Origin of the sequence: Ferroplasma acidarmanus Fer1 (assembly GCF_000152265.2) — an archaeon.
GTDB classification, from domain to species: domain Archaea; phylum Thermoplasmatota; class Thermoplasmata; order Thermoplasmatales; family Thermoplasmataceae; genus Ferroplasma; species Ferroplasma acidiphilum.
Window position 1 is genome coordinate 1825297 of sequence record NC_021592.1, and the last position, 26851, is coordinate 1852147.

Annotated in this window: 24 protein-coding genes; 14 read left to right on the top strand and 10 right to left on the bottom strand. The window is 36.0% G+C overall.

All coding sequences use genetic code 11. The features are described 5' to 3' along the window. Nucleotides 1-70: 70 nt before the first annotated feature. The 5 genes from FACI_RS09190 to FACI_RS09210 form a co-directional block, all read right to left on the bottom strand. Nucleotides 71-694, bottom strand: coding sequence for an HAD family hydrolase (locus FACI_RS09190; protein ID WP_009887922.1), 624 nt, complete (start codon nucleotides 692-694; stop codon nucleotides 71-73). A 119-nt stretch (nucleotides 695-813) separates the two neighbouring features. Then, the gene (locus FACI_RS09195; protein ID WP_009887923.1) at nucleotides 814-2286 is read right to left on the bottom strand and encodes an MFS transporter; all 1473 of its coding nucleotides are present in this window, start codon (nucleotides 2284-2286) and stop codon (nucleotides 814-816) included. Between the two features lie 159 nt (nucleotides 2287-2445). After that, the gene (pdxA, locus tag FACI_RS09200; protein ID WP_009887924.1) at nucleotides 2446-3411 is read right to left on the bottom strand and encodes a 4-hydroxythreonine-4-phosphate dehydrogenase PdxA; all 966 of its coding nucleotides are present in this window, start codon (nucleotides 3409-3411) and stop codon (nucleotides 2446-2448) included. Between the two features lie 12 nt (nucleotides 3412-3423). Beyond that, nucleotides 3424-3837, bottom strand: coding sequence for a nucleotide-binding domain containing protein (locus tag FACI_RS09205; protein WP_009887925.1), 414 nt, complete (start codon nucleotides 3835-3837; stop codon nucleotides 3424-3426). Continuing rightward, complete coding sequence (locus FACI_RS09210; protein WP_009887926.1) at nucleotides 3838-4362, bottom strand: hypothetical protein; 525 nt, start codon at nucleotides 4360-4362, stop codon at nucleotides 3838-3840. A 149-nt stretch (nucleotides 4363-4511) separates the two neighbouring features. Here FACI_RS09210 and FACI_RS09215 point away from each other — a divergent pair, with 149 nt between their 5' ends. The 5 genes from FACI_RS09215 to FACI_RS09235 all read left to right on the top strand — a co-directional run bounded on the left by FACI_RS09215 (nucleotide 4512) and on the right by FACI_RS09235 (nucleotide 10406). Next, nucleotides 4512-5462: a hypothetical protein gene (locus FACI_RS09215; protein ID WP_009887927.1), complete on the top strand. Its 951-nt coding sequence runs from the start codon at nucleotides 4512-4514 to the stop codon at nucleotides 5460-5462. Between the two features lie 391 nt (nucleotides 5463-5853). Then, a complete protein-coding gene (locus FACI_RS09220) occupies nucleotides 5854-6792 on the top strand; it encodes a hypothetical protein (protein ID WP_009887929.1) in 939 nt (312 codons plus the stop codon). 131 nt (nucleotides 6793-6923) lie between these two features. Further along, nucleotides 6924-8219 (top strand): MFS transporter, encoded by a 1296-nt coding sequence (locus tag FACI_RS09225; RefSeq protein ID WP_019841807.1) that lies wholly within the window; start codon nucleotides 6924-6926, stop codon nucleotides 8217-8219. A 50-nt stretch (nucleotides 8220-8269) separates the two neighbouring features. Further along, a complete protein-coding gene (locus FACI_RS09230) occupies nucleotides 8270-8962 on the top strand; it encodes a cysteate racemase (RefSeq protein ID WP_009887931.1) in 693 nt (230 codons plus the stop codon). A 43-nt stretch (nucleotides 8963-9005) separates the two neighbouring features. Further along, the gene (locus FACI_RS09235; RefSeq protein ID WP_009887932.1) at nucleotides 9006-10406 is read left to right on the top strand and encodes a pyridoxal phosphate-dependent decarboxylase family protein; all 1401 of its coding nucleotides are present in this window, start codon (nucleotides 9006-9008) and stop codon (nucleotides 10404-10406) included. A gap of 15 nt (nucleotides 10407-10421) precedes the next feature. Here the strand turns inward: FACI_RS09235 and FACI_RS09240 are convergent, their stop codons facing one another. After that, nucleotides 10422-11375: a PLP-dependent cysteine synthase family protein gene (locus tag FACI_RS09240; protein ID WP_009887933.1), complete on the bottom strand. Its 954-nt coding sequence runs from the start codon at nucleotides 11373-11375 to the stop codon at nucleotides 10422-10424. 226 nt (nucleotides 11376-11601) lie between these two features. Here FACI_RS09240 and FACI_RS09245 point away from each other — a divergent pair, with 226 nt between their 5' ends. The 6 genes from FACI_RS09245 (at nucleotide 11602) to FACI_RS09270 (ending at nucleotide 19121) form a co-directional block, all read left to right on the top strand. Then, the gene (locus FACI_RS09245) at nucleotides 11602-12711 is read left to right on the top strand and encodes a glycosyltransferase (RefSeq protein WP_009887934.1); all 1110 of its coding nucleotides are present in this window, start codon (nucleotides 11602-11604) and stop codon (nucleotides 12709-12711) included. A 316-nt stretch (nucleotides 12712-13027) separates the two neighbouring features. After that, nucleotides 13028-14170, top strand: a complete 1143-nt coding sequence (locus tag FACI_RS09250; RefSeq protein ID WP_009887935.1) for an RAD55 family ATPase — start codon at nucleotides 13028-13030, stop codon at nucleotides 14168-14170. A gap of 6 nt (nucleotides 14171-14176) precedes the next feature. Beyond that, nucleotides 14177-15850, top strand: coding sequence for a glycosyltransferase family 2 protein (locus FACI_RS09255; RefSeq protein ID WP_009887936.1), 1674 nt, complete (start codon nucleotides 14177-14179; stop codon nucleotides 15848-15850). Nucleotides 15851-16021: 171 nt separating this feature from the next. After that, nucleotides 16022-17392, top strand: coding sequence for a cysteine--tRNA ligase (gene cysS / locus FACI_RS09260; RefSeq protein WP_009887938.1), 1371 nt, complete (start codon nucleotides 16022-16024; stop codon nucleotides 17390-17392). Nucleotides 17393-17417: 25 nt separating this feature from the next. Continuing rightward, nucleotides 17418-17960 carry an isochorismatase family cysteine hydrolase gene (locus FACI_RS09265; protein ID WP_009887939.1) on the top strand — a complete coding sequence of 181 codons (543 nt, stop codon included), beginning with the start codon at nucleotides 17418-17420 and terminating at the stop codon, nucleotides 17958-17960. Next, nucleotides 17961-19121 (top strand): nicotinate phosphoribosyltransferase, encoded by a 1161-nt coding sequence (locus FACI_RS09270; protein ID WP_009887940.1) that lies wholly within the window; start codon nucleotides 17961-17963, stop codon nucleotides 19119-19121. Here the strand turns inward: FACI_RS09270 and FACI_RS09275 are convergent. After that, complete coding sequence (locus tag FACI_RS09275) at nucleotides 19116-20627, bottom strand: APC family permease (RefSeq protein ID WP_009887941.1); 1512 nt, start codon at nucleotides 20625-20627, stop codon at nucleotides 19116-19118. The two genes, FACI_RS09270 and FACI_RS09275, sit on opposite strands and share 6 nt — an antisense overlap. A 182-nt stretch (nucleotides 20628-20809) precedes the next feature. Here FACI_RS09275 and gck point away from each other — a divergent pair, with 182 nt between their 5' ends. The 3 genes from gck (at nucleotide 20810) to FACI_RS09285 (ending at nucleotide 24516) form a co-directional block, all read left to right on the top strand. Continuing rightward, on the top strand, nucleotides 20810-22081 hold the full coding sequence (gck, locus tag FACI_RS09280) for a glycerate 2-kinase (RefSeq protein WP_019841812.1): 1272 nt from the start codon (nucleotides 20810-20812) through the stop codon (nucleotides 22079-22081). Nucleotides 22082-22110: 29 nt separating this feature from the next. Next, nucleotides 22111-22272 carry a hypothetical protein gene (locus FACI_RS10345; RefSeq protein ID WP_009887943.1) on the top strand — a complete coding sequence of 54 codons (162 nt, stop codon included), beginning with the start codon at nucleotides 22111-22113 and terminating at the stop codon, nucleotides 22270-22272. 147 nt (nucleotides 22273-22419) lie between these two features. Beyond that, nucleotides 22420-24516, top strand: a complete 2097-nt coding sequence (locus FACI_RS09285) for a thermopsin (protein WP_009887944.1) — start codon at nucleotides 22420-22422, stop codon at nucleotides 24514-24516. Between the two features lie 71 nt (nucleotides 24517-24587). On the opposite strand, the gene FACI_RS09290 is transcribed toward FACI_RS09285, so the two are convergent. The 3 genes from FACI_RS09290 to FACI_RS09300 all read right to left on the bottom strand — a co-directional run bounded on the left by FACI_RS09290 (nucleotide 24588) and on the right by FACI_RS09300 (nucleotide 26848). Continuing rightward, entirely contained in the window at nucleotides 24588-25337 is a 750-nt protein-coding gene (locus FACI_RS09290) for a nucleotidyl transferase AbiEii/AbiGii toxin family protein (RefSeq protein WP_009887946.1), read from the bottom strand. After that, entirely contained in the window at nucleotides 25334-25873 is a 540-nt protein-coding gene (locus FACI_RS09295; protein WP_148285756.1) for a type IV toxin-antitoxin system AbiEi family antitoxin domain-containing protein, read from the bottom strand. Before FACI_RS09295 ends, FACI_RS09290 begins: the two co-directional genes overlap by 4 nt. A 180-nt stretch (nucleotides 25874-26053) precedes the next feature. After that, complete coding sequence (locus FACI_RS09300) at nucleotides 26054-26848, bottom strand: nucleotidyl transferase AbiEii/AbiGii toxin family protein (RefSeq protein ID WP_009887948.1); 795 nt, start codon at nucleotides 26846-26848, stop codon at nucleotides 26054-26056. Between the last annotated feature and the right edge of the window lie 3 nt (nucleotides 26849-26851).

The following is a 26851-nucleotide window of genomic DNA, read 5'->3' on the forward strand; positions in this document are numbered from 1 at the left end:
ATTATCAGAACTAATCTAGAAGGCCAAAACACTCACTGTAGCAGGAGGCTTGTGTTTAGTTGGAAGGGTTTCACCGCCATTTTAGCGTTTCAATTATTTTTATAATATCACCTATTTCGGATATTTCATAATCCTTGTGTTCTGCTCGTTTTTGAGTCCCATGTGAAACCAGAACCGCTACGCATCCCAGCAATTTAGCAGGGACAAGGTCATTGTCAATATCCCCCACAACTATTGTTCTTTCCGGTGTGCCATCCATAATTTTGATAGCCTTCTTATATGGCTCAGGGTCTGGTTTACCTTTTTCCACATCATCCATGGTTACTATAGCTTCTGCATGGACATTGATTTTTTCAATCATATCCCTTCTGGATGAGGTAACTATTGCAATTTTAAATCCCATATTTCTAAGCTGTGAGAATGTACCTTCCACATCCGGATAAAATTTAACATCCGGCAGCATTTTTTCGAAATACATCTCTTCCCTTTTTTCTATTGCAGGGTCGCGTGCGTTCATTTTTTTAATCAGCATGGAGCCAGAATAGCCTATCATCAGGCGAATTACTTCAGGGTCCGTATCTATTCCGTAATCTTTAAACGCCAGCTGCCATGCCTTTATCCTGTATATTATTGAATTCCATATTGTACCATCGAGGTCAAAAATTATGGATTTATTAGCAGAAACTGTAGCCATAGATGTGTAATGTAAAAAGGTTAATTAAATTTACAGAAATATAAATTATGTGGCTATAACTCAATATAAAATTTAATAAAATAACTAAACTATTTTAGAAATTAAAAAAGTTAAAAAACTTACTCCTCAGAAGGAGTAACGGTGCTTTTTTTCACAACTTCCATCCTCCTTCCAAGAACCTCCTTTGACAGGAGTACTACAAATGCAGAAATCACGAATGTGAAGGCACCTATCATGAATGCATATTTGAATGCAGTCGCATCAGGGAAGGAAAATATCACATTTCCAGTAGCAGAATGTACAACGTCAACTGCAGTATACAGTGAAAGTACTGTTCCTGCTATGGGAGCCCCTATACTGCTTCCTATGTATCTGAATGTGCTGTTCATAGATGTGGCAAGCCCCATATCCCTTGCTTCTACCGATAATACAAGGAGGTTGATAATTGAAGCATTCATTATTGCCATTCCTGACCCTATTATGGCTTCATCGGCAAGTGTCATAACAAGCCCCGGGGATGCTGAGAGCATGAAAAATCCTATTGCTGAAACAATTGATCCTGCTATTGCCAGCGGTTTTATTCCAGTCCTGGAAATAAGTTTTCCAGTGACAATGGAAAATACTATCATTCCTGCAGCAAATGCCACCATTGAAATTCCTGTTTCCAGTATAGAAAAGCCAAATCCGTATGGTTCCGGTGTTTCAAAGCGGTATGACAATGCCTGCATTGACAGATACATTCCTATTCCTGATATCGTAAGTGAAATATTTGCAATAAGCACATTCCTCTTTGATAGTAATTTCATATCGAATATGGCTTCTCCACCATGGTGGTAATAATGCCTTTCGTATATAAACATAGGAATAAGCAGTACAATACCTGTTATGGCCATGCCCAGGAATAGTAATGAATGCCATCCCCATGATGAACCTTCTGACATTGCCAGGACTATTAATGCCAGTGGCACACCGAGTGCTATAGCTCCTACATAGTCTACCTTAACATCAGGCCTTCTGTATCTGGATTCCTTAACTTTCCACAGTGTGAGTATAGCCAGGGCTACTATAAATGGTATAGCAGTATGGTATGTCATTCTCCATCCATAATAATTGGATATGAATGACCCCAGTGGAAGGCTAACAGCAAATCCAACACCGAACATTCCACTAATCAGCGCCTGGGCTTTTGGAACCATTTTTCTTGGAAACTCTTCCCTTACCATAGCCATTCCAAGTGGCATTATAGTAAGTCCTACGCCCTGGACTGCCCTGGATATCACCATAAATGTAAAATTGGGAGAAAATCCTGTTACGGATACAGCTCCGGCATAAATCAACATTACTATTGACATCATTTTCTTTTTCCCATAGAGATCTGCAAGTTTTCCAACGATAGGGCTTAGAGCCACACCGGTTAACAGATATGTGGAAAGTACCAGGCTCACCTGGTCAACTGTAATATGAAAACCCTCTGCTATGGATGGAAGTGATGGAGTCAACATTCCCTCAACATACATAACAGCAACGATTATCATAGCGAACAATGCCAGTACGAATCTGGCATATTTTTTATCATATGTTTGTTCTTCCATTTTATTACCCTTCAATACATTGTTCTATATCCCATTTAGTTGCTATAGGACAATACTTATAGTTAATGATAATAGAGTATTTAATAGTTACTAAAACAAACAGTTTATCTATAAAGTATATTTATGGCTTTAGAATTATCAGTGTAATAAAAAAAGGAGCTAATAACCCAGTAATTTCAATCTTTTTTTGTAGGTAACACCATATTTTTCCGCTGTAAGGATGGCTTCCTTCATGCTAACATAATCTGCCATATTCTTTCCCGCTATATCAAATGCGGTTCCATGATCAACAGATGTTCTCAGAAATGGAAGGCCGATATTCATGCTTACAGTGTGGGCAAAATCATAGGTTTTTGCAGCTATATGGCCCTGGTCATGGTACAGTGAGAGAACTGCATCATATTTCCCCTTTGATGCCAGGTAAAAAACAGAGTCAGCTGGAACCGGCCCTGTGACTTTCATAGTTTCCCTCGCCTTTTCAATTGCAGGAATAATCTCATTCTTTTCTTCCATGCCAAACATGCCTCCTTCACCAGCATGTGGATTAAGTGCAGCAACAGCAATGTCAGGTTCCATGAAGCCGAGAAGTTTAAGGCTTTTTTCAGTGTCAATTATAGCATTGTACACATTTTCATACTTTACAAATTTAACTGCATCCATTAAGGACATATGTTTTGAAAGAAAGGTTATCCTCAATTTTTTTACTTCAAATAAAGTTGTGGTGAATTTTGAATTTGTCAATGCCTTGAGCATGGTTGTATGGTCTATGTATGGCGATCCGGCTTTTATTATAGCCTCTTTGTTTATGGGGGCAGTTGAGATGACATCAACCTTTCCAGCTAATGCAAACTGCACAGCTGTTTCTATGCTTTTATACGCAATTTTCCCGGCATTTGCAGTTACCTTGCCAGTTTCAACCGGTTCACCTGTTCCTGTATTTATAAAATTAAGATTTTTCTGGTTTTCCATATGCAGGCTGCAGTAATCAAGTGTTTTATTGTAATTGTCCATGTCACCGAATAAAGTTATTTTGAATTTCCTGTTCTTTATTGCGTTAATTGATTTTGCAACAATTTCCGGGCCTATTCCAGCAGGGTCGCCCAGTGTAATCCCTATATTAACCATGGCATGTTATTTTTACATTGTATTTATAGATAGATGTTGAATCAATTTTATATAGATATCATCGTCGCCCAGGCTGCCTCCTTTGATCACATATCTCTTCCCATCAAGCATACCGCCATGCACAGTTCCTGTGGAGATAAGTGGCAATATCTGTTCTTCACTTTCAAGGTAGTTAAAACCGGAAGTATTCAGTACACAAAATGCTGTTTCTCCACCGCTCATAATTAATGCATTGCATTCCATGAGCAATGATATGAAGCCCATATCCTTTACAGTTGAAAAATCTGTTTCCTGGAGATAAAATAATTTAATTTCCGGGCAATTTTTAATATTCAAGCTATCTGAGCGCAAAGTACGTTTCAGATACTCCACCTGCTTTTCTGTTATGACGGTGAGACTGCCTATAATAATTCCTATTTTATCCATTTACTTCATCTCCAGATAATATTTAATCAGCACACCAGGATCTACAGGCATTAAATTTTCGTCCACGCATTTTTTAGCCAGTTTTTCAATATCTCCATAGGATTGCGAATCCGCAATTTTAACATAGGGGCTTAAGTTGTCAGGTAGCATTTTAATTATATTTATGCTTCCATTTCTGTTTATACTGGAACCATTGAAGGTATACATGCCGTATTCAGGAATTGTATCTGTGAGGAGTATATTTCCGTATTCTGCAATAAATGCCACAAAATCCAGTGTGCTACCCCTGAACAGGCTATCAATTCGTGCCAGAATGCGTGCACCAGGAAATGTGTGTTTAACCATATCCAGTCTTGGCCGCGGATCTTCTAAATTCCTGGTCTCCAGATCAATGGAAACAATTTCTGAATCCGGTTTGCCGTGGTCATGTAATCTGTTATATGGCACCACAGGAATATGGGGGGCGATTAAGGATGCCATACCAGCCGCGCCGCTCAGGTCATCAGAAATAATTATAGTAAGCATCCGGAAATAATACCGGAAAGATATAAGTATTTTTAGAAATATATAGAGTATAAAACCCGGAGGATTATAATAGTTTAAAAGAAAATTATGTATAATTATTGATTACTACCATAGAGTAATTATATATATACCGGTATAATTAATCATTGATGGATAGAAAAGATGTCAATTTAAAGATGGATATGAAGATGAAACTTGTCATATCCGGTAATGCAGATATTTTTCGATGGTCAAAGTTGCATAACATAACTATGAGCATTTTTATAAAAGAGGATTCACAGAATAGTGGAGATTATTATTTCGAGGCATTTATAGCAAAAGACCAGGAAATTGCTGGATTCAAGGAGCTTATAGACGCATATGGCGCTATAGAATCAGAACATTTCTTTCTTGTCGTACGCCCACTGGTAAACCAAAAAATATTAAATTTCATCAAGGAGTTATGGACTGTACCATCTATTTCCTTCAGTGAAACTACAGTTGAGAATGGAAAACTAATCCTGCGCATAATATTCCACAGCAATTACAAAAAAGATTTATCCCTGATACTGAATAGATACCTTGTAATTCCATATTTTATTGATGACATCATACTAACTAAAAATGAAGGATTCACATATTTGCTCGAAAAAAAGAATAAAAGAGTGCCACTATCCATAATTCAGTATTCACTCCCCCTTTCTATCCATGATGGAGATGATATCTCAAGAATACTTGAAGAAAATAATGGAATAGCAGAGGTTGTGGAAAGCCCATATGATAGGGACAATTTTAAGTTACACCTGTTTTTGGAAAATCCTGTAGAAGAAAATGACAAAATCCGTGTTATATCACGCGAAGATAAAATTTATGAGGCATATTCCACAAATAAGTTACTCAGTACAATAAGGAATAAGGCAAATGAAAGGGGAATATTCAGGAATCAGCTATTTATTAAGATAAAGGATGGAAGAATTTATTCAAGTTCCTCCGTTAATACATATAGAGCGATGGAATATTTAAAATTAACATTTGCTTCCTCTATGGGCCTGTATGGGAAAAATTTTATCAGATTAGAAAACTGTACCGATTTTGACCCCTCTCTGCATGACTCCCTATAAATATAGCCGTAATAATTTTATACTTAATTGATTTGAATTAGTTTTATTTAATAAATAACTGGATTTCCCGCCAGAATATTCCGGTAAATACTATAACATTGTAAAATTTGCCCCCTATGGATTTTAGCCCCATAATACTTTAAACGTGCAATAATTACCATTATCATTATTTATCCAATCTCCTGTTTATTATAAGCCTGATTAAACTGAATTTCAACCTGCTGTTTCTAGACCCTTCTCCACTTTCCTATTGAAAAGTTAAATATTGCCACTATTGCATATTTTATAAAATAAACAACCAGGTATGGCAAATCCCGGCAATTTGAAATTTCATAATCGTCCGGGAAAGATGATAAGAATATTTTTATATACATATATATTATAAAGATAAATGAAACTCTCCCGTATTGATACAAAACTTAACAAATATTTCGAAATTGCACTTAACTTTAAATCAAATCACCTTGCATTAAGCCAGGCAACAGGATATGAGGGGGCTGGTGCCCTTTTCAGGGATGGCGATGATTTATTTTTTGATTTTTTTATACTTAAATCAGAAGATATCGGGAGGCTAAAGCCTTTATTTCAATTAGCCGAGGTAAATGAAAGGGAACACTACTTCCTGGTAAGGGAAAAAATGACAGACCCTGCACTGGTGGAATTTTTCACTGACCTTGACAACATAAATGGGCTTGTAATTTCCTATGCCGGGATAGAATCCGGAAATATGATAATAAAAGGCTTTATGCATGAGAATTCTGAAATGGATTTTTCCAACCTGATTTATAAATATAACTATACAGAGTTTAATATTGTACAAATAACATTAAAGCCATCACCTGGTTTTTACTACTTCATGAAAAATACAGACACAGCTCTTCAAAGCATAATTGTAAGCCTTCCAGTTGCCGAATTTTCACAATACAGGGTAATTAAAATTTTAAAAGAAACAAATGCTACCGTGCAGTTTGTGGATAATAATCCGATCCATGGCTCTTTCAGGGCCATCATCTATTCAGATAGAGATTTAAGCAGTGTTGAGAACATGACTGTAATATCAGAAAGAGACCACATATATGAGACAAAGACAAACGATAGCATACTGCTTTTGCTTGCATCTAAAGCTATGAGTAATAATCTTACATTAAATTTTATGTTTCTGTATGTGTATGGTGACAGACTAGTTATTAATTTTATTCTGCCGACCTACAGGGCAAAAGATTACTTTAAGCAGATAATAGATACTGAAATTGATTTAAATAATTTTGCATGGCTTACCCTGGAATCCTATGGCCCGGTAAATGATGGAAATATGGAATCAGACCCGTAACTATTTTTCTATATTAACAAAATTTCTTATTATCAATGTTTTACTGGCTGATACATCCATTACACTGTATAAAAATAATGGTTTAAAACATTATATTTTAATATGGAATTCGTTTATCCCTACTAATTAATATGGATTCTCAACATAAAAGTTTACCTCACAGAAACTGGAGCCGGATTGACACATGGGCATTTATCTCATTTGCCATGGGAATGTTCATAGAATCATATATATTCGGAATGTCTTCTATAGCCACTACCTGGGTTAAAATTCCAGACAGCTATAAGGCATTGCTATTATCAAGGTCTCCCTTATGGCTGATAATAGGCATAGGAATAGCAGGCCCTGTATCCGACCGCATTGGGAGGAAACAGGTTTTCTATATTACAATGAGTTTGTACGCTATCGGCGCAATAGGGATAACATTCAGTTACACATTTTACCTTATATTAATTTTCCTTGGAATTTTGCTCTTTGCCTCAGGAGGGGAAATGAATACAATTATGGCGTTATCGCAGGAAATTATGCCCAGGCAGCACAGGAGTTCAACTATGCTGCTGGAATTAAATTTTATTCCACTTGGCGGGCTGGTTCTTGCTGCGGTTGCATTTTCAAGTTTATACAGTTCTATTTATTTCCAGAGGCTTATGGTAGCCCTGACAATAATTATAGTCCTGGTTGTCCTTGTTGCTTCCCGCCGTTATTTGCCGGAGAGTTTTCTATGGCTCGCAAGCAAAGGGAAAAACGAACAGGCAATAGCTGATGCAAAGAAATATTATGGCGAAGCAGGCTATCTGGAAAGGACAGACAACACAAAGGATCTCTCGGATAGCAGAGATCTGAATAAAACCAGCCACTTCTGGCTTAAGTTCTTTGCCACATTGACAACAGCATTTGCAGGAACCACAGGATTCGGGCTCATAGCCTATGAACTGGGGCCTATAATCTTTCCAAACCTCACAGATCTGATACTTCTGGTTTCCAGTGTAGCAGCCTTCGCAATGGGTTTAATAGGATTTTTCGGCGAAAAAATCAGCAGGAAATCAATGCTGCTATGGGGAAATCTGGGTGCACTTGCTTTTACTATTATAACGTATGAACTTATAGGCACCTGGTCTAAATATATTATACTGTTCTGGGCTCTCGTCGTTATATTGAATGCCTTTGTACAGTTAGGTTACCTGGCTGAGGATACATTAAAATCTGAAGTATGGGCTACAAAATCCAGAGGGAGCCTTACTGCTCTTGTAAGATTTCTTGGCATAGGCCTATATATCCCTACAATTTATATTACCTATACATACAATATATATCAGTATATGTTATTCAATATCCTTGTATGGGTTATAGGTTCTGCAGGTGCTGTTGCATGGTATATTCTGGGCAAAGAAACAGGCAAGGGAATACCTATTGAACTAGCAGACTGAATGCCATGGAATAATTTAAATGATATTTGCTATTTCTAATATTGAGATTCATGGAAATAAATATTGGCATTATAGGTGGCATGGGCCCAAAGGCAACAAACCAGTTTCTGGACCGAATTACTGAATTGACAGATGCAGCGAATGACCAGGAACATGTAAGATATATACTTTACAGTGATCCTGAGATTCCTGACAGGATAGGCGCTTATTTCAACGGTACCAAAAGCCCGGTGGATGCCATAAACAAAGGCATAGATTTTCTTGAAAGGAACGGCATAACAACAATAGCTATACCCTGCAATACGGCACATATATGGTTCAGTGAGTTTAAAGCAGGTGTCAATCTGCTAAATATGGTTGACCTTACAGTAAAAGCTATACTAGACTCTGGATACAAACATCCAGGATTTCTGGCAACTACTGCAACTATCAAATCCAGGCTTTACATTAAAAATCTGGAAGAAGCCGGTATCTCTGCCATAATTCCGGAACAGGAGGATACAGTAATGCAAGCGGTGAAGCTGGTGAAACTTGGAGAGATTTCCAGGGCAAAGGCTACCTTGAAGCCAGTGGTTAAAGAACTTGAAGATAATGGCTCGGATTCTATTATTATGGCATGCACTGAAATACCTGTTATACTGAATAGGGAGGATACAGAACTGCCATTGATAGATTCAGACCGCATCCTTGCTGAGAAAATAATATTATCTGCGGGAAAACGGCTCAAGCCTTATAATAAATAAACTTTGCCGGAAAATATTTTAAACTTTGCACGGATATTAAATTATGTTAAAACAGTTTCCGGAGAATGGCATGGACATACAGAAAATCCATGAAACGCTTGATGAACTTGGAAAAAATGATATAAAAAATAGCAGGGGAAGATTATTTACATATTTCTATGACCCGGGAATAGATGAATTAAATAAACTCCAGGATATTTTCCTGAAATTTTCAAACAGGAATGGAATGGATTACCATGCATTTCCCAGTACATTGAAACTTGAAAATGATGTAATAGCCATGATGGCTTCATTGTTGCATGGCAAAGAAGGAAGCGCCGGGACATTTACCACCGGTGGAACGGAGAGCATTATTCTGGCAATGAAAGCTGCAAGAGATAGATTTTTTGAAAAGCACCACGGTGTTCCTGAGGTAATATTGCCTGTAACGGCACATCCATCATTCAGCAAGGCTGTTGAATACCTGGGGCTTAAGGAAATACGCCTGCCTGTTGATGAACACTATCTGGCTGACCCGGAACTCATGAGAAAAGCAATTACAGAAAATACAGCAATGATAGTAGGTTCAGCACCTTCTTTCCCATATGGCACAATTGATCCTGTTAAGGAATTATCAGATATTGCCCTTGAAAATAATTTATGGCTGCATGTTGATGCCTGTGTTGGTGGAATGATTCTTCCATTTCTTAAAAGGCTTGGCCACAATGTCCAGGATTTTGATTTCACCCTTCCTGGTGTATCATCCATTTCCGTCGATCTGCACAAATACGGGTTTACTCCTAAGGGTTCATCTGTTATTATGTATAAAAACGAGGAACTTAGAAAGCACCAGATCTATGTAAACGCAAAGTGGCCAGGCTATCCCATGTCAAACGCAGGGATGCAGGCAACAAAATCTGCAGGGCCTTTAGCAGGCACATGGTCAATTATGAACTATCTCGGGTATAAAGGATATACTGATCTGGCTTCAAAAACATTATCTGCATATAAAACACTGACAAAAGGAATAGAAAATATTGGCTATGAAATTACAGGAAAACCGGATGCAACCATCTTCGCATTCCAGGACAACAACAATAGCATATTTACCACAGGAGTAAATATGATTGAAAAGGGATGGTATCCACAGATCCAGCCTTCAAACCTGGAACTTGGATTACCCTCAACTATCCATCTAAACGTATGCCCTGTGCATGTGGAAGTAGCAGATGAGTTCCTTTCAGACCTGGAAAATATACATAAGAATGCCGGAAAAGATTCCGGTTCACGGGAGCTTGCAGTTGAATCCAGGGATAAGGCTGTAGATTATCTGGTTAACCTGATTGAACAGAACCCTGAAAAGAAAACATTGTTCTTCCACATGATATACAATCTTGATCCTGAAAAAGGGGAAGAAATATTCAGAAAAATTACAGACATGGATTTTCATGCGGCCGAAGAATAAATATTTATAAAAAAATTAAAATTTATAGAGGTCGGAGGAAAGGTATTTCAATCCACTGTCAGGCAGTACCGTTACAACAATTGAACCACGATCCATTGTTTTATCAAGCTTCATGGCAGCAGCAACATTTGCACCGCCGGAGAAACCTGGAAATATGCCTTCCTTTGATGCAAGATGCCTTGCTGTATCAATAGCCTCATCATCGGTTACACTGAGATATCCATCGACAAGTGATTCATCCCAGTATGGTGGTTTCACGGCATGCCCGCCACCCTGAATTTTATGCCTGGTTGTTATAACCTGCTTTCCTGCTAAAAACTGTGCCGAATCAGGTTCAACCGGGTAACATTTTATATCTTTGCGGAATTTTTTAAGTGCACTTGATATTCCTACAAATGTTCCACCGGTGCCAACAAAGGCAACAAAGGCATCTATGTTTCCATCAGATTGCTTTATAATTTCACTTCCAGTTGTGTATTCATGGATTAGGTAATTTACAGGGTTTATGTACTGGTTCGGCCTGTAGGCGTGGAGCTCCTCTGTCAATTCATCTGTTTTCTTCTCAACAGCTTCATTATCCTTCCGTGATACAACATACGGCCCTTCTCCCGGCTGCTGCGGTACAAGAACAACTTCAGCCCCAAGTGCCTTTAACATTACTGTTTTCTCCATGGAATTGCCGGCAGACATTACAGTAATAAATTTATATCCCTTGACTGCACATGCAATTGCAAGGCCTATGCCAGTATTTCCAGATGTTTTTCCTATTACCGTATCGCCCTTTTTAAGTATGCCTTTCCGTTCTGCATCCTCAATCATTCCTATTGCTATCCTATCCTTAATGCTGAAACCGGGGCTATAGTACTCCAGTTTAACATAAATTTCTATGTTTCTGCAGCCGGTCCTGTTAAGCTTAACCAGGGGAGTATTCCCGATGGTGCTCAGGACGCTTGCTCTAACATCGTCCATTTAAATCATTTATTAATGCCCAATTACTATATAATATGTGCCCAATTAGCAAATTATGGCTTTATAGGATGATTCCGGGGTTACTAATTATTTGAATGCTCTATAGAGCCATAGGAAAAGATCGCCGTAATAAAGAAAGGGCAAACAGCAGCAAAGTTGAATTTTTAATCATGTACTGCCTTTACAGGAAAAGAACTTTTAAATATATCAGTCAATATCAACCTTAATGGCCACGATTAAAATCCTCCAGCTTTCCCATGGGAAAATAATCCCTGATTACATATCTGCATATGCCATGAGGGTCAACCATCTTCTGGACGGCAATTCATGGAAGATATGTTCTGTTGGCGGCTTAATACTCCATGATGAAAAAGAAAACAACGTTGAGGAATACAGGTCATTGATGTCAACAGCCTATTCCGTACTAAAAGGAAACAGGTCGCTGGAAATTGCCATATCGAAAGGGATACTTTTAAGGAAGAAATATATCAATTCGGTTAAAGCCCTGATTTCAGAGGCTGATGCAATTATTTTTGAAGGGCCATGGGAATACTCTCTATTTGAAAAGTCACTGGAAAATAAATTTGTAGTATACGATGCCCATAATGTGGAAAGCCTTCTCAGAAAAGGAAATAAATACCATGATTATACAGAGGAGATTGAAGGGAAACTCGTTCAAAGGTCAAATTTATTAATTTCTGTATCTGAAAATGACCTTAAATATTTCAAAGAAAAATTTAATCCAGGAAATGCAATACTTTTAACACATTTGCTAAAAAACATTGAATACCAATGGAATGGAGAGAATTCAACTGATATAATATTTATAGGGTCGATTTATGGGCCGAATATAGAAGCTGCGGAGTTTATTTTATCACTGGCGAAAACAATGCCGGACTTTCAATTCCATATAATAGGAAATGTAAATACACATGGATTTCCCCACAAACCGGGAAACGTAAAATTTCACGGGCTGGTTCAGGATGCAGAAAAGGATAATCTCTTCAGGAATTCCTGTATTGCACTGAATCCTATATTTACCGGAGGGGGGAGGAATGTGAAGATGATCGATTACATTATGCACGGGCTGCCTGTTATATCCACAGAGATCGGCATAAGGGGGTTATCACAGTATGATTTGTCCGGTGCTGTGGTAGTTGAAAAATCAGAAAATTTCAGGGAAGCAATATTGAAACTTACAGGAAACAGAGATAAATTAAAATCAATGTCGGATAACACACTTAAACTAAAGGAAAAAATTTTAGCCACCGAGAGTTCATTTAATGCATATAGTATCATATCAGGAGAATATGAAAAGTGGAAGTCCGGGCATTAACTTAATTATAACCGCCCTGGATTATATATAGAATAACTATATTTAATCCATAATGAATTATTTTTTACATGTTTTGCCGGGATGATGCAATAAAAGCCGTTATCCTGGATGCCACCATGGATAAGTGGTTTAATATTCCTGTTTCTGGATCGCAAATGCCACAGATATAATGAAATGCTATAACATAGGATTCCCCTAGAATAATTTTTTAAGCGAAAAGCTCCAAACAAATGTAATAGAAAACACAGCAGACACTTATTGTCCGACAGGTACCCATAGAAAGAATTATATATGTACAGGCTATTGCTTTGATATTATGGATATTACGATAAGTAAATATAAAATCAAGAAAATAGTGTCAGATGTATTTGATGTAACCGTAAACAATATACATAAAAACTATGAAATACAGGGTAAAATCATACCTCACAAATTTGATTATGTTGCCTTAAATGATGTATATATTCCTATTAAAATTATTAATGAACAGGACGCAGTACATGATTTGATGGGATTTTATGCCGAGTTGGAAGATTGCAATATTAAAAACAGTATAGCAATCACTGACAGAGAATTAAATGGCGATGAGCAGAAAGTTTTAAAGGCTTATAATATAAAAGCCGTCGATTATAGGAATTATATGGGTCTAGACGATCGTTATAGTTTTGGAATACATAAAATAGACATGGCTATTTCAGGTGGCTTGCGCCCGGGTTTTGTTTATTTAATATCAGGGAAAACAGGTTCAGGAAAAACAACACTATCAAGCATTTTTCTTGCCGAAGGTGCAAAAAATGGTGAGAAAGGCCTGATTATTTTAACAGATACATTTCCTGAGGCATTTGTTGAAAATATAAGGACAATGGATATAAATTTCTATGAGAGCTATAAAAACGACATGATAGAAATTATGGAAATTTCTGACAAGACAAAATCATTGAAACTGGAAAATATGAAAAATAAAGCAGATTATAGAGAATTTATCACAAAAGTTATTTCCGGGTTAAAAAAAGTTATAGTGGCAAATAACATTAAAAGGGTGGTTATAGATATGGTAATGCCATTACTTATCCCGGATGATGATTATATTAATTTATTTATAAATAGCCTTGCCATGGAAGGTGTAGTAGTAATTATAACAAGCATTTTAAAGAATTCCGATTTAAGTGTTTATGGTTCTGAAGAGAACTATGTAGCTGGCATAATAAAACTGGACTATAAATTAAGCACAAAAGGGATTGATAGGACAATGATGATACCTAAAATGCCCGTTCCACTGAACAATACTATGCCTATGCATTTTGCCATAACTTCCAGCGGAATAGAAATCACATCAAAGGTAAATTACGTAGTTAACCAGAATAAGCTAAAAGTTACCAATCAGGTTAATGCCGTAAATAATTATACTAAGAAGGAAGAACCTGTTGATGAATATGCCTTTTTTAAATCATATAAGTGAGGGTATATGAAAAAATATTCTTTTTTAATGAATATAATCACATTATTGTCCATTATTTTCATATTTATCGGCATATTTTCTCTAGGTTACTCTATTATAATATTGCATTATAAAAATAGCATTATAACCTTTTTATTTTCATTTTACTTCTGGCTTGCAACCTTATTTTTCGGAATACAGAGTTTAGCGCTAATGCTTTCTTACAGGAGGAGCAAATATAAATATAGTAATACAGTGCCAAAGTCAAACATTTTTTTAAGATCACATGTAAAAAAAATAGCAGTTCTTGTTCCCATATATAATGAGGATAAAGATATGGTAGCAAGGAATTTAATGGCGATACATAGCAGTGCATCGCAAATGGTTAATTTATATATTTTAGATGATTCAACAAATAACAGTTCGGAAGCAATAAAAGAAATAGCTGGTAGAATAGGCGCTGTTTATATACACAGAACAGACAGGTCAGGATATAAAGCCGGTGCCCTGAATAATGCATTAAAAAATTTTGTAAATGAGGAATATGTATCTGTAATAGATATAGACCAGATGCCGTCACATGATTTTATAAAGGAAGTTGTCACGTTGCTTGACAATAATGAAGATATAGCCTTTGTCCAGGTTCCACAGTATTATGCAAATACAGATGCAAACGTTTTAGCTGAAATGGCACAGGCGCAGCAGTTTATGTTTTATGAAATCTTGACAGAGGGTAAAAGTATTTCCGGTTCATTATTCTCATGTGGCACAAATGTTATATACAGGAAATCTGCACTGGCAGCAGTAAATTATTTCGATGACACCAACCTTATAGAAGATATGGCAACATCGATTAATATGATTTCCATGGGATATAGAGGCCTATATTATAATAAAAAGCTGGTTTATGGAAGGGCACCTGTAACAATGGAAGGCTATGTAAACCAGCAATATAGATGGGCTGCCGGCTCCATAGGGTTAATAAAGAGAATTTTTAAAAATATTCTATTTAAAAAGAAATATAGTTTAGGAATGAAAATAGATTGGCTGGCCACTTCCCTGTGGTATTTATATGGCTGGTTTTATCTGGTATTTTTGCTTTCTCCACTGTTCAACATTTTTGGAATATACGTATCAGCACTGAACATTTATGTATATTTGCTGGCATGGATACTATATCCCTTAATTCTAACCATGAGTTTTGTGCTGGTATATATGGATAGAGGTGCGCCATTAAAAACCGTTTTTTATAATTTAGCTGCAAATTTAATACTGTTTCCCATCAGTATATCTGCTACTTTTGGGGTCATCTTCAAAGGTGGGAGGTCTTTTAAAACCGCAAGAACCGGTGGCAAATTGCCATGGTATAAATTTTCCCCACAGATAATAATAATGATAGTTCTATTTGTTGCATCAACAATGCTCGTGTATAAAGGCGGGATATTAGATTTTATAACGGCATTCTGGGGATTCTACCAGTTTGTGCTGTTAATGCCAGTATTTGTATTGAACAGAACGTCTAAGGAATCTTCACTGGATTCCTCAGTCCTTAAAACCTCACCTAAATTTATAAACGATCTTAATACTGGAAAAAATTATGCCAGCGGCTATAAGAATAACAATTATGCGGGCAATCAAAGTATCCATGCGAATAAAATAGATTCCGTCAAGGATGATGAATTATTTACAAGATTTAAATGAATAAACACGGATAAACATATTTTTATCTCTTATTTTTCGTTTATTGCTAAATTTATTTAATATTTCCAGGTGCGGTAGCATAATATAAAGAATGTAGGTTTGACTCATCATAGATATAATATCTACTGGATTATACATTAAATTTATTTATAATCTGCTGATTACAACAGGATGATAATTCATAATACACTTGGCCAGAAAGATGAGGATTTTAAACCAATGCATCCAGGCAGAATTAATATGTTTGTTTGCGGCCCCACAGTATATGACCATTCACATATAGGCCATGCCCGGACGAATATATTCTTTGACGTTATAGCAAAGTATCTCAGGGCCAGAGGATATTCTGTATTTTACCTGCAGAATATTACAGATATAGATGATAAAATTATTAACAGGGCAGCTGAGGAAGGCAAAAAATACAGTGAGGTTGCTGATCATTACTTCGAAGAATATAAGGAAATTATGGGCAAACTGAGAATAGACAGTATCAATTACTACGCAAGGGCAAGCCTGTATATAGATGAAATTATAGGTCAGATCAAAAAAATTATGGAACACGGGTACGCATACGAGACCGCTGATGGTGTATACTTCAATGTAAGGAAATTTTCTGATTACGGTGAATTATCAAATCAGAATATGGACCAGATAAGGGAAAATGCCAGGGGTGTTATAAAGGAAGAAAAAAAGTCCCCTGAAGATTTTGTTCTCTGGAAAAAGATGAAGCCAGGTGAACCATTCTGGGAATCTCCATGGGGAAAGGGTCGCCCGGGCTGGCATATAGAGGATACAGCTATAACAGAGGCATATTTTGGCTCTGAATATGATATACACGGCGGTGGAAACGACCTTATTTTCCCGCACCATGAGGCAGAAATTGCACAGATGAGGTCTGTAAGTGGAAAGAGATACCTTGCTAGGTACTGGATCCACACAGGCATGGTAAACATTAATAAGGAAAAAATGTCCAAATCATTAAAGAATTTTATCCAGACAAAAGACATACTGAAGAGCTATAAACCGGAAGAATTGCGGTTTGCCATGATTAATTCCAATTACAATACAGTTATAGATTATTCCGCGCAATTAATGGAAAGCTCAAAGGATGCAGTGGAAAGGATTAACATATTTTATAACAAAATGAAAGAGCTTAATTCTACGGAAGGAAGTTATAATATAGATGCAGAGGAAATTATAAACCATTTCAACGCTGTTATGGACAAAAATTTTGATACCAGGTCACTTATCAGGGAATTTCTTGCTTTTATTTCAGATGCAAATAAGAACATGGAAAATATTTCATCTGCTGCTGCTTCTAAACTTATACATATTGTGGAATATGTAGACTCATTTCTCAATATAATCTACAGGAAGCAGAATCAGGAATCAAATATTATGGACATTATAATAGATATAAGAAACCATGCAAGATCGCAGAAGGACTATGCAATATCGGATTACATAAGGAAGAAACTGGAGGAGAATAATATCTACATAGAGGACAATGGAAATAAAACGATCTGGTGGATAAAGAATTAATATATATTTCCTATAACAGTAAATAATGGATAAAACTAAAAGTTGTGTTCTTGTTGTGGACATGATCAATGATTTTGTTACAGGGAAGTTTGGAAACAGTAATGCAGTTGAGAGTTTAAAACTTGCAGAAATAGCATTAAAACAGCTAAAGGGCAATATTCCTATAATATTTGCAAAGGATTCTCACATAAAGAATGACCCGGAATTCGAAGTATGGGGGGAACATGCCATAGATGGAACATGGGGCTCTGAAATAGTAGATGCGCTAAAGCCATTTCCTGACTATATTCTAAAGAAGCGCCATTACGATGCTTTTTTCGATACTGATCTCGATTCTCTCCTCCGTGCATCTGGCATAACCAATATTTACATCTTCGGAATAAGCACAGATATATGTGTTGAGCACACATGTGCAGGTGCATTTTACCGTTATTACAATGTGAAAGTTATATCCGACCTCTGCGCGTGCATTGACGCGTCACACCAGATTTCCGCCTTAACCAACATTAAAATAAATTATGGATATACCAGTATAAAATCAGAGGAACTATTAAAAGAGGTTATATAAATGAACAGGTTCACCATGGCAAACGACTCGGATATAATGAATGGATCGGTCACCGATGTGTATTTTGAAAAAACTATGGAATATCTTACCATGCTTAAAAAAAATCCCTATGTAACAATGGAGGTTACTACACAGTCATCAACATATGGATATATAAATTTTACAGGGCTAAATGATGTACTGTCATTACTTGAATCTCACAATGTGGATGTCCATGCAATTCCAGAGGGTACAGTATTAAAGGCAAGGGATATAAATGGAATTCCTGTTCCTTTTTTAAGAATATCCGGGAAATACTTAGATTTCGCCGAGCTTGAAACACCATTGCTTGGATTCCTCTGCCAGGCATCCGGGATATCATCATATTCGTCACTGCTTAAAAAATCACTGGGGAATATACCATTTATATCATTTGGAATAAGGAGAATGCACCCTGCTATATCACCAATGATAGATCGTTCATCATATATTGGCGGTGCTGCAGGCGTTTCCGGGGTACTCAGTTCTAAAATCCTTGGCATTAAACCATCAGGTACAATGCCACACGCACTCTCATTGATCCTTGGAGACCATGATGCATGGAAAGTACAGCATGACAATGCAAGTTTCAGGGTATTTCTGATTGATACATTCATGGATGAAAAATTTGCCGCAATAAAGGCAGCGGATGAATTCCCGGACATAGATTTTATCAGGCTGGACACACCATCATCAAGGCGTGGGAACTTTCCAAACCTTATAAGGGAAATCAGGTGGGAGCTTGACATCCGCGGCCATAAAAACATTAAAATTATGGTATCAGGCGGAATAAAGCTCGAGGATATACCTGAACTCATATCTGCAGGTGTCGAGTCATTTGGAATAGGCACATCAATATCATCCGCAAAACCGGTAGATTTTGGAATGGACATAGTAAATATAGATGGCACAGATATAACAAAGCGTGGAAAATTTTCAGGCATTAAAAGTGTTTACCGCTGCAAGAATTGCAATGATGTTATTGCTGGATATTCTGATACTAAACCAATCTGCCATTGTGGTGAGACAATGGAAAATATATTGAAGCCATATATGGAAAAGGGCAAAATTATAAAAAATGAAGATATAGAAACAGTCAGGCAAAGATCTCTGGCGCAGATAGAAAATATTATGAATTTATAGGGAAAAATTCCCTATATCATCAAGATTTTTGTTATACTTTGTATACATTATTATAACCACAATTGCTATTACAATTACCCATACAAGGGCACCGTAAACACCGTATATGTATGGTGCGCTGAGGTCAAAATATACTGCAGCAATTATTGCTCCAACAAGTGTTATGCTGGAAATTCCAGGTATAATAATATGCCTGAATATGTGTGTTTTCATTTTTCTTTTTTTCAGGTACATATGCAGTGATGTGTTTGTAAGAATGTGTACTATGTATGAAATCGGGGATTCAAGTACCAGTAAAAATACAGACGAATATAGCAAAGCATCAATTATTTTTCCGGGATACAGCAATTCAAAGGATATTCCTGTAGCCAGGACAATCACCAGTGAGACTATTGTAATAAATAAAATGGCATATACCGGAACTCCTCTTGTGTTTGTCCTTGATAGCTTTTCAGGAATTACGCCTTCCCTTGATAGTGAAAATATTACCCTGGATGCGTTTGTACCCAGTGAGACTGTAGCTGTGAAAAAGGAATTTATTACAATTATAAGCAATACTGCGAAGGGAACAAGCCCCATGCCCGAGAATCCATATTTGTATATGGAGAGTACCGGATATGCGCCTATGCCACTCCCTGTCCCGAATGAAGCCATATTTCCATATCCCCATGAAATAACCTCAGCATATGCTGCTAAAATAATGGTTACACCCAGAATTGCTATACTTGCTATAATGGATCTGGGAACTGTTTTTTTTGGATTTTTAGTTTCCTCTGCTATGGGTATTGAACCGCCAACACCAACAAATGAACCAATTGCGTAAACCATCATAGCCGCCAGAATTATAAAATTTCCACCAACCGGAATAGCTGTAAATGGCTTGATGCTGATTTTAGTATGGTTCACGCCTATGAGATAGACTGAGCTGGCAATAAAGAAAATTACCTCAATAAGGATGGCATAGGTGACATATTTCAGGGAGGGCTTGATTCCCTTATAAATAAGAAAACTCACAAATAAAATAAAAATAATGGTAACAGGAATCCATAATATGTTAACATAGGGAACTGTAATGCCAAGGCTGGGAAGAATTGCATAGGCAAATCCAATAAAACCCAGTATTCCAAAGCCTGTAAAACTCAAAATCTGGTAACTTATATAAGATAATGCCGTGGTAAGGCCGAAACCCTTTCCAAGTCCATTTGCCACAAATGTGTAATATCCACCGGAACTTGAAAGGTATTTTGAAAATTCAAAGGATGAATAACTCATCATTGAATAAACAATAAGGGCTAGCAACAATATTAAAGGAATTGAGAAAGCACCATCAGGATATTTGGAAAATGTAAAGGTCAACAACGCTGCCGTTCCGGCCACGTAAAGGACGATCGTCCCTCCAGGCGCATTAAGCCCAACAGCCTGAGACACAGCGTGCCTCAGTGATAGCTGATTATATCCAAGATGTTTATATTCCTTTTTGGGACGAAAAACTTCTTCCTTTATCACGTAACAGTTAATAACTGAATTATATTTTAATTTTTGTTATGAATCCGGATTTTAACTGGTTACGGATTTCGCAATAAATGTAGAATATATAGGGAACCGGGCATATCTCAGGTTGCACTGTCTAGAATTCAGGCATATTGCCCTATTGAAAAAAGTTAAAACCACCGGTAATATATATCACTATGCAGATTCTTAACATGGATAATATTGGAACAAATTCAAGAAGGGTATATGCACTGGAAAAAATTCAGAATGCTATTAATAATCTTCATCCATCAGCTGCAATGTCAAGGAATTTCAATGTGGACACAGAAAAATTTGACCGTGTCTATGTAATTGGATTCGGCAAAGCTTCATTTAGCATGTACTCCGGAATACGTGAACGGGTGCTCAAAAAACTATCATACGCTGGAATTATTATACCAGATGATGAAGTACACAATGAGTCATATCCGGAACTGGAGGTTTTGCGTGGTACGCATCCATATGTTAGCAGTTTATCTGTAGAATCTTCAAAAAAATTGCTTTCACATTTAGATAGGCTGAATCAAAATGACCTTGTCATTGTTTTGATCTCAGGGGGAGGTTCATCCCTATTCGAGATACTGGAAACCGGAATAGATGTCAATGACCTCAAGGATATATCAGCTGAAATCATGGAAAATGATGGTGACATATACGTATTGAACCGTCTCAGGTCATCGCTCTCGGCAGTCAAAAACGGCAAACTGGCGAAGTATCTATACCCAGCATCTGTGGCTGGCTATATTATTTCAGACGTGGTTTACGATAACCTGAACATAATCGCTTCCGGGCCTCTGGTAAATGTTCCAGCACCAGCTAACTTGAAAGAACTGGCAAAGAAGTACATTAAAGATAATAGATTGAGAGATATAATCGAAAAAGTAGATATTTCAGAAACACTGGATAGTAAATATTTTACTAATGTGAAAAACACAATTGTTTTAAAAAATCGTGATTTTGTGGATTATATTTATTCTGAACTTGATGGTGAAAAGATAAATCTTGGAAGCAATATCAACGGAGATGTTAAGGTAGTTTCCAGGGATATAACTGACATTCTAAAGAATATACTGGAAATCAAGGGAGAACCTTTCTGGTTTGTATGTGGGGGTGAGACCACTGTAACAGTAACAGGAAACGGCAGCGGGGGGCGAAACCAGGAACTCGCAGTGAGGATAATGGAAGATATAAGTAATAATGATTTTCTTTTTATTTCCATGGGTACGGATGGCATAGATGGAAAGAGCATTGCAGCGGGAGGGATAGTGGACAATTCCACAAGAATTGACAATTTAGAAGAGTACCTTGCCAATAATGATACATATACAGCTTTATCAAAAGCCCATGGCGCTATAATAACTGGTAGGACCGGAAATAATGTATCTGATATAATGCTCGGGTTCTTCGGGCGTGCCAATAACAATTTTTAAATACCACAGGTAATTATGGAGTGATTGGCATGGAAGAGCTACTTTGCAATATTGAATTTGAAAAGGATGAAAATGGATTTAGCGCCAGGTTGCGAACCGACATGGGTGGCTTGCGTGAATACAACGGTATGACATTAGAAGAAGTATTAAATGAGGTAATACTTGAGCTTCAGGAGGAATTTTCACCTTAAATTTATTTTAATTGAAAACAATAAGTAATGGCAAATTTTATTGGTCATTTGTGTGCATTATAGTTATCAACTAATATTTGCAATGGATAATATATGCGCTAGAAAATATTCGAAGAATGAAATATATATACGTTTATTTAATGATGAATGGTGCACGGAAAAAAACCAAAGTGGAAGAAAATACTTCCCATAGCAATTGCACTGTTATTTGTTTTAATATCCTTCTCTTCTATAACGAATCAGGATACTCATTTTCTTTCATCATCTGTTAATTCGCATACTTCTGAGGGCTCCGGGGTAACAAACAGTTCATTAGGATTGCCCTCAAATGAAAGTAATTATTCCTCTGTAAACCCGGAGAATTTATACAGGAATGAGCCTGCCCCTGTGGGCATGGCTGATTACGGACTTGGTACCGAGACCCTACTTGGCGGGTATACTCCATATGAATACAATACAACATCATTCCTAGGCTCAGCTAAAATCTATAATCTGTCTGTAGCTAACAGTTCATCAGGAAATAAATGCATGTCAGTCCAATTCAATATCAATCTTGTTTTTAATAATAGCAATAATAAATATGTATACTGGGTCCAGGACGTTGCGTTCATTAACACATCCTCCAGGGCTATCACTTTTATTGACAATATCTGGAATATGACATCCAGTGGTGCAAGCATGTACAATTCTACTGTTAATGGGGCCGGAAAAGTTGGCAATTATTCAGATTCCGGTTATTATTATTCAATAGCATCCTGTACTTTACCGGGCAATGATATTAAATTACCAAATCCGGCAACCATAAATTTTATGGTAAATAGCACCATGAAAAACGGAAGTCCTGAAGTAGAGCTTATGTATAATGATGGATACAGATGGATGACCTATGACAGCCCGGTTTTTATCTTTGCAACAAATGTAACTTCAGATCAGAGTTTTGTTGTTGATGGCTATAATTATGAACCGGACGGTTATTCTTTCTATGATGCAGAACTCATTCTTGGAGGACCCGGCGATGGTTCTTCAACCGTAGATATGTCTTCAAACATTCAACTAGGGATAGAATACTGGAATGGGCATAATTACCAGGAAATAACAAATGCCTTTAATTATGGCAGTGATACTGCAGAAATCATAAGCAACGTTCAATCCAGCGCAGAGTACTACACTTCAAACGGAACTATTTTCGAAAATGTGACTGCGGGAGACGGTTCTCTATCACAGGTATACAGTTCAGCAGATATATCATTATTGAATATCTCAACACCATTTTCAAGCGGGAGTATAAGTGTGAACGGAACGGAATATAGTTTCGTAAAACACGAAGTTAACCTGACTCTTGCTCCTGGTGAATATAATTTATCTATTTATAATGGGACTATACTTTATAAAAATTTAACAGTTAATCTTACAGCTGGAGAATATTTGCCATTAAATGTGGCGCCAAAATACAATATTAGCTTTACACAAACAGGATTGCCTGCAGGAACAGCATGGTCAGTTACTATTAACGGAAAGACAGAATCATCCGATACTAATACCATTGTATTTGTACTGGCTAACGACACATACACATATATGGTAGAAACGCTGGACAAGATCTATAAAGCCGAACATTATTCTGGGGATATCATAGTAAATGGTTATTCCTATAAGAGCATAATAAAATTCTCTAAGGTAACCTATGAAGTTAAATTTATAGAGGTGGGACTTCCGGGCGGATCAGTATGGTATGTCAATTTATCCAGTACAGTGAAATCAGGCCCAATAACAGGGAATTCATTTTCATTTGCACTTATAAATGGCACGTATACATATAGAACTTCCATTGCAAATGAACCATATGAACCCGTACCATCCTCTTCCGGAATAGTTGTAAATGGGGGCAATATTTCAACAACGCTAACATTCTCCAGAATTTACACTGTAAAATTTGTTGAAAACGGGTTGCCTGCTGGAACAACATGGTTAGTTACACTTAATGGAACTACGGAATTGTCCGATAACAATACTATACTGTTTGCCTTGCACAATGGAACATATGCATACACCGTAAGCGGGGTAAATGGAAATAAAATATCCGGCAGTTCAGGAAATGTAGATGTAAACGGTAAAAATGTTACAGTTAATAATATTAAATATACACCGGAACACAATTATAGCCTATATTATGGGATTGGAGTGGTAGCAGCAATTGCAATAATCATTTCTGCCGCAATAGTAGCAATAAGGAGAAAAAAGTAAGATATATCCAGTAATCCTGTATATATAGGTGTATCTATTTGGTGAATTCCATATTTAAAGTATAAACTATTTTAGATGTTAATCCATGATGATACAATTTCAATTATTTTTTGTATTTCCGGTATTTCTCCCATTACTATTGGTTTTAATTCATTACTGAATATTTTTTCCTGTTTTAATATTTCATTAATAAATTCCATTTTATCGAAAATTATATTGTAAAACTTTAGCTTCATATTAATTAATTCTGGATCAAAAATTACTTTTTTAAAATAAATTAAATAATATAAATCATATATATCTCTCGCTTTTTTCCTTGTATATATTGCCCTTACTTTTTCTGCTGCCACTTCATCAACATTCATTCCTGATAATATTCTTATTGGCAAATTATATTCTGGAAAATCAAAATTTAATGCCATTGCCTGTTTAATAATTTTCTCTCTTCTACTTATTTCAACATAAACAGGAACCATACTCAAAATATTTGTATACAATGGCCCTTCTGAAAGGAGCCTGAATGATAATGTTATATTATCATTTTTAACAATTTTTAACTCATTATTAATCCCCTGTAATTTCAGATTCTCCGAAACTTTATCAGGCAAATTACCTTTTAACATTGAATTTTCTGTAAAATCAAGATCCTCTGAAAATCTTCGTAAACCATGGAAAAGCCATAAATATGTGCCACCTTTAAATATCAAAGGCTCACCATAAATTGCATTTAAGACTACTGAAAGCATATACCTTTTTTCCTCCTGCCATGGCCTTAGACCATGCAATTTTGATAGTTTAATTATATCATCCTTATCAATCATTTTAATATCTCCATGATTTTTTTTATTTTTCTTATCTTAATATTCTTTAAATTCCGAATAAGATCTGAAAAGTCTATATTATTTTTGAATTCATTAATATCATTTTCTGAAAAAATATTCAGATATAATCCATCAAAGACTGCTTTATCTGGATTCGCAACAAAAATATAGCTATTATTATAATTATACCGTTTATATCCGAAAAATAATTCAGGCTTTATTTTATGATATGATATTCCTAATTTATTGTAATTTATTGAGTTTATCGTAGTAACACATTCCACCTTACCAGGAACCTGCTGCGCCAATTTATGGAATAGTAATGCAGAATTTATAGAGATATACGATGGATAAATTAATTGCGATGCCATAATAAAATCGTCATTAATAAATGAAATTTTCCCGTTTACAGGCTTAGTTGCAAGGTTATTCCTAACTAATCTATTCATGTATACAATAGCTACTTTATTGTTTTTCTGGATTAGATTTGCAAATTCATTTACATTATATACCGAAACATTATTTTTCAATGCCATATCTCTGATTTTGTATAATGTCAATTCTTTCATCATACCACAATAACAATATTGTTATATACACGTGACTTAAATATTTTTTCCCTGATCACTCGTAAAATTACATATTCTTCATGTATAATAATTTTCAAAAATATAATAAAAAATTGGCAAATGTTAAAATTTTATATCGTAATTGTTTTATTTAATTACATAACCAATAACGGTATCTTTAACAGTATCAAACGGAACAATTACATTCAATAAACTTTCCATTTCTGTATTCCAGATCTCACCTATTGAAATTACTTTTTCCAGGAATTCATCTATATTAAATCCTTGAACTTGCGTATATTTTTGCAGTTTATAATTTATCATTTGTATATTTATTTTAACATTATATTTTGTGATTAGTAGCCATAAGTCGTATAAATCCCTGGCAACCGGTGTCGGTCTTTCCATAATAGCTTTTATTTTTTCTGCTGCGAATTCCTCGGTATCCAGAGTAAAAAGAAAATAGGGCCTTAATTCCTGATAAATTGTAGTTCTTAAAACCTTTTTAGGATTATAAAATGGACGTACATACAAATTTATATCCAGTTTTATGGTCTGTATTGCTCTCACACTATGGGACATTTCATAAAAAGGCCCTTTAATTTTTAAATTATATCTAAGCATATCCCTCCTTTTACTTTTAACGTATTCCATAGAATAAAAATTATTTATTTCATCGATAGCTTTTTTAACTCTATTTTCTACAACATATACATCATAACTTTTATCAAAAATAAAGTCAAGATCTTCCGAAAATATTCCGGAACCATAAACTTTTGAAATAGCAGTGCCACCGATAAATATTATATCATTAACTGGACTAATATAAAAAAGACTGTTTAGAACAATTTCTTGAAGATAATCCTTTTCTGTACTGTACGAATTTTTAAATCCCATAATTTTTGTGTAATCTTTCCATTTCTTGATTTCAATATTATCCATAAA

Bases quoted from the DNA above. Each gene is read 5' to 3' on its own strand.
- FACI_RS09285 (WP_009887944.1), top strand. From the start codon at position 22,420: ATGGTGCACGGAAAAAAACCAAAGTGGAAGAAAATACTTCCCATAGCA.
- FACI_RS09245 (WP_009887934.1), top strand. From the start codon at position 11,602: ATGGCCACGATTAAAATCCTCCAGCTTTCCCATGGGAAAATAATCCCT.
- FACI_RS09300 (WP_009887948.1), bottom strand. From the start codon at position 26,848: ATGGATAATATTGAAATCAAGAAATGGAAAGATTACACAAAAATTATG.
- FACI_RS09195 (WP_009887923.1), bottom strand. From the start codon at position 2,286: ATGGAAGAACAAACATATGATAAAAAATATGCCAGATTCGTACTGGCA.
- FACI_RS09230 (WP_009887931.1), top strand. From the start codon at position 8,270: ATGGAAATAAATATTGGCATTATAGGTGGCATGGGCCCAAAGGCAACA.
- FACI_RS09265 (WP_009887939.1), top strand. From the start codon at position 17,418: ATGGATAAAACTAAAAGTTGTGTTCTTGTTGTGGACATGATCAATGAT.
- FACI_RS09215 (WP_009887927.1), top strand. From the start codon at position 4,512: ATGGATAGAAAAGATGTCAATTTAAAGATGGATATGAAGATGAAACTT.
- gck (WP_019841812.1), top strand. From the start codon at position 20,810: ATGCAGATTCTTAACATGGATAATATTGGAACAAATTCAAGAAGGGTA.
- pdxA (WP_009887924.1), bottom strand. From the start codon at position 3,411: ATGGTTAATATAGGGATTACACTGGGCGACCCTGCTGGAATAGGCCCG.
- FACI_RS09270 (WP_009887940.1), top strand. From the start codon at position 17,961: ATGAACAGGTTCACCATGGCAAACGACTCGGATATAATGAATGGATCG.
- FACI_RS09205 (WP_009887925.1), bottom strand. From the start codon at position 3,837: ATGGATAAAATAGGAATTATTATAGGCAGTCTCACCGTCATAACAGAA.
- cysS (WP_009887938.1), top strand. From the start codon at position 16,022: ATGATAATTCATAATACACTTGGCCAGAAAGATGAGGATTTTAAACCA.
- FACI_RS09290 (WP_009887946.1), bottom strand. From the start codon at position 25,337: ATGATTGATAAGGATGATATAATTAAACTATCAAAATTGCATGGTCTA.
- FACI_RS09225 (WP_019841807.1), top strand. From the start codon at position 6,924: ATGGATTCTCAACATAAAAGTTTACCTCACAGAAACTGGAGCCGGATT.
- FACI_RS09255 (WP_009887936.1), top strand. From the start codon at position 14,177: ATGAAAAAATATTCTTTTTTAATGAATATAATCACATTATTGTCCATT.
- FACI_RS09210 (WP_009887926.1), bottom strand. From the start codon at position 4,362: ATGCTTACTATAATTATTTCTGATGACCTGAGCGGCGCGGCTGGTATG.
- FACI_RS09295 (WP_148285756.1), bottom strand. From the start codon at position 25,873: ATGGCATTGAAAAATAATGTTTCGGTATATAATGTAAATGAATTTGCA.
- FACI_RS09220 (WP_009887929.1), top strand. From the start codon at position 5,854: ATGAAACTCTCCCGTATTGATACAAAACTTAACAAATATTTCGAAATT.
- FACI_RS09235 (WP_009887932.1), top strand. From the start codon at position 9,006: ATGTTAAAACAGTTTCCGGAGAATGGCATGGACATACAGAAAATCCAT.
- FACI_RS09190 (WP_009887922.1), bottom strand. From the start codon at position 694: ATGGCTACAGTTTCTGCTAATAAATCCATAATTTTTGACCTCGATGGT.
- FACI_RS09250 (WP_009887935.1), top strand. From the start codon at position 13,028: ATGGATATTACGATAAGTAAATATAAAATCAAGAAAATAGTGTCAGAT.
- FACI_RS09240 (WP_009887933.1), bottom strand. From the start codon at position 11,375: ATGGACGATGTTAGAGCAAGCGTCCTGAGCACCATCGGGAATACTCCC.
- FACI_RS10345 (WP_009887943.1), top strand. From the start codon at position 22,111: ATGGAAGAGCTACTTTGCAATATTGAATTTGAAAAGGATGAAAATGGA.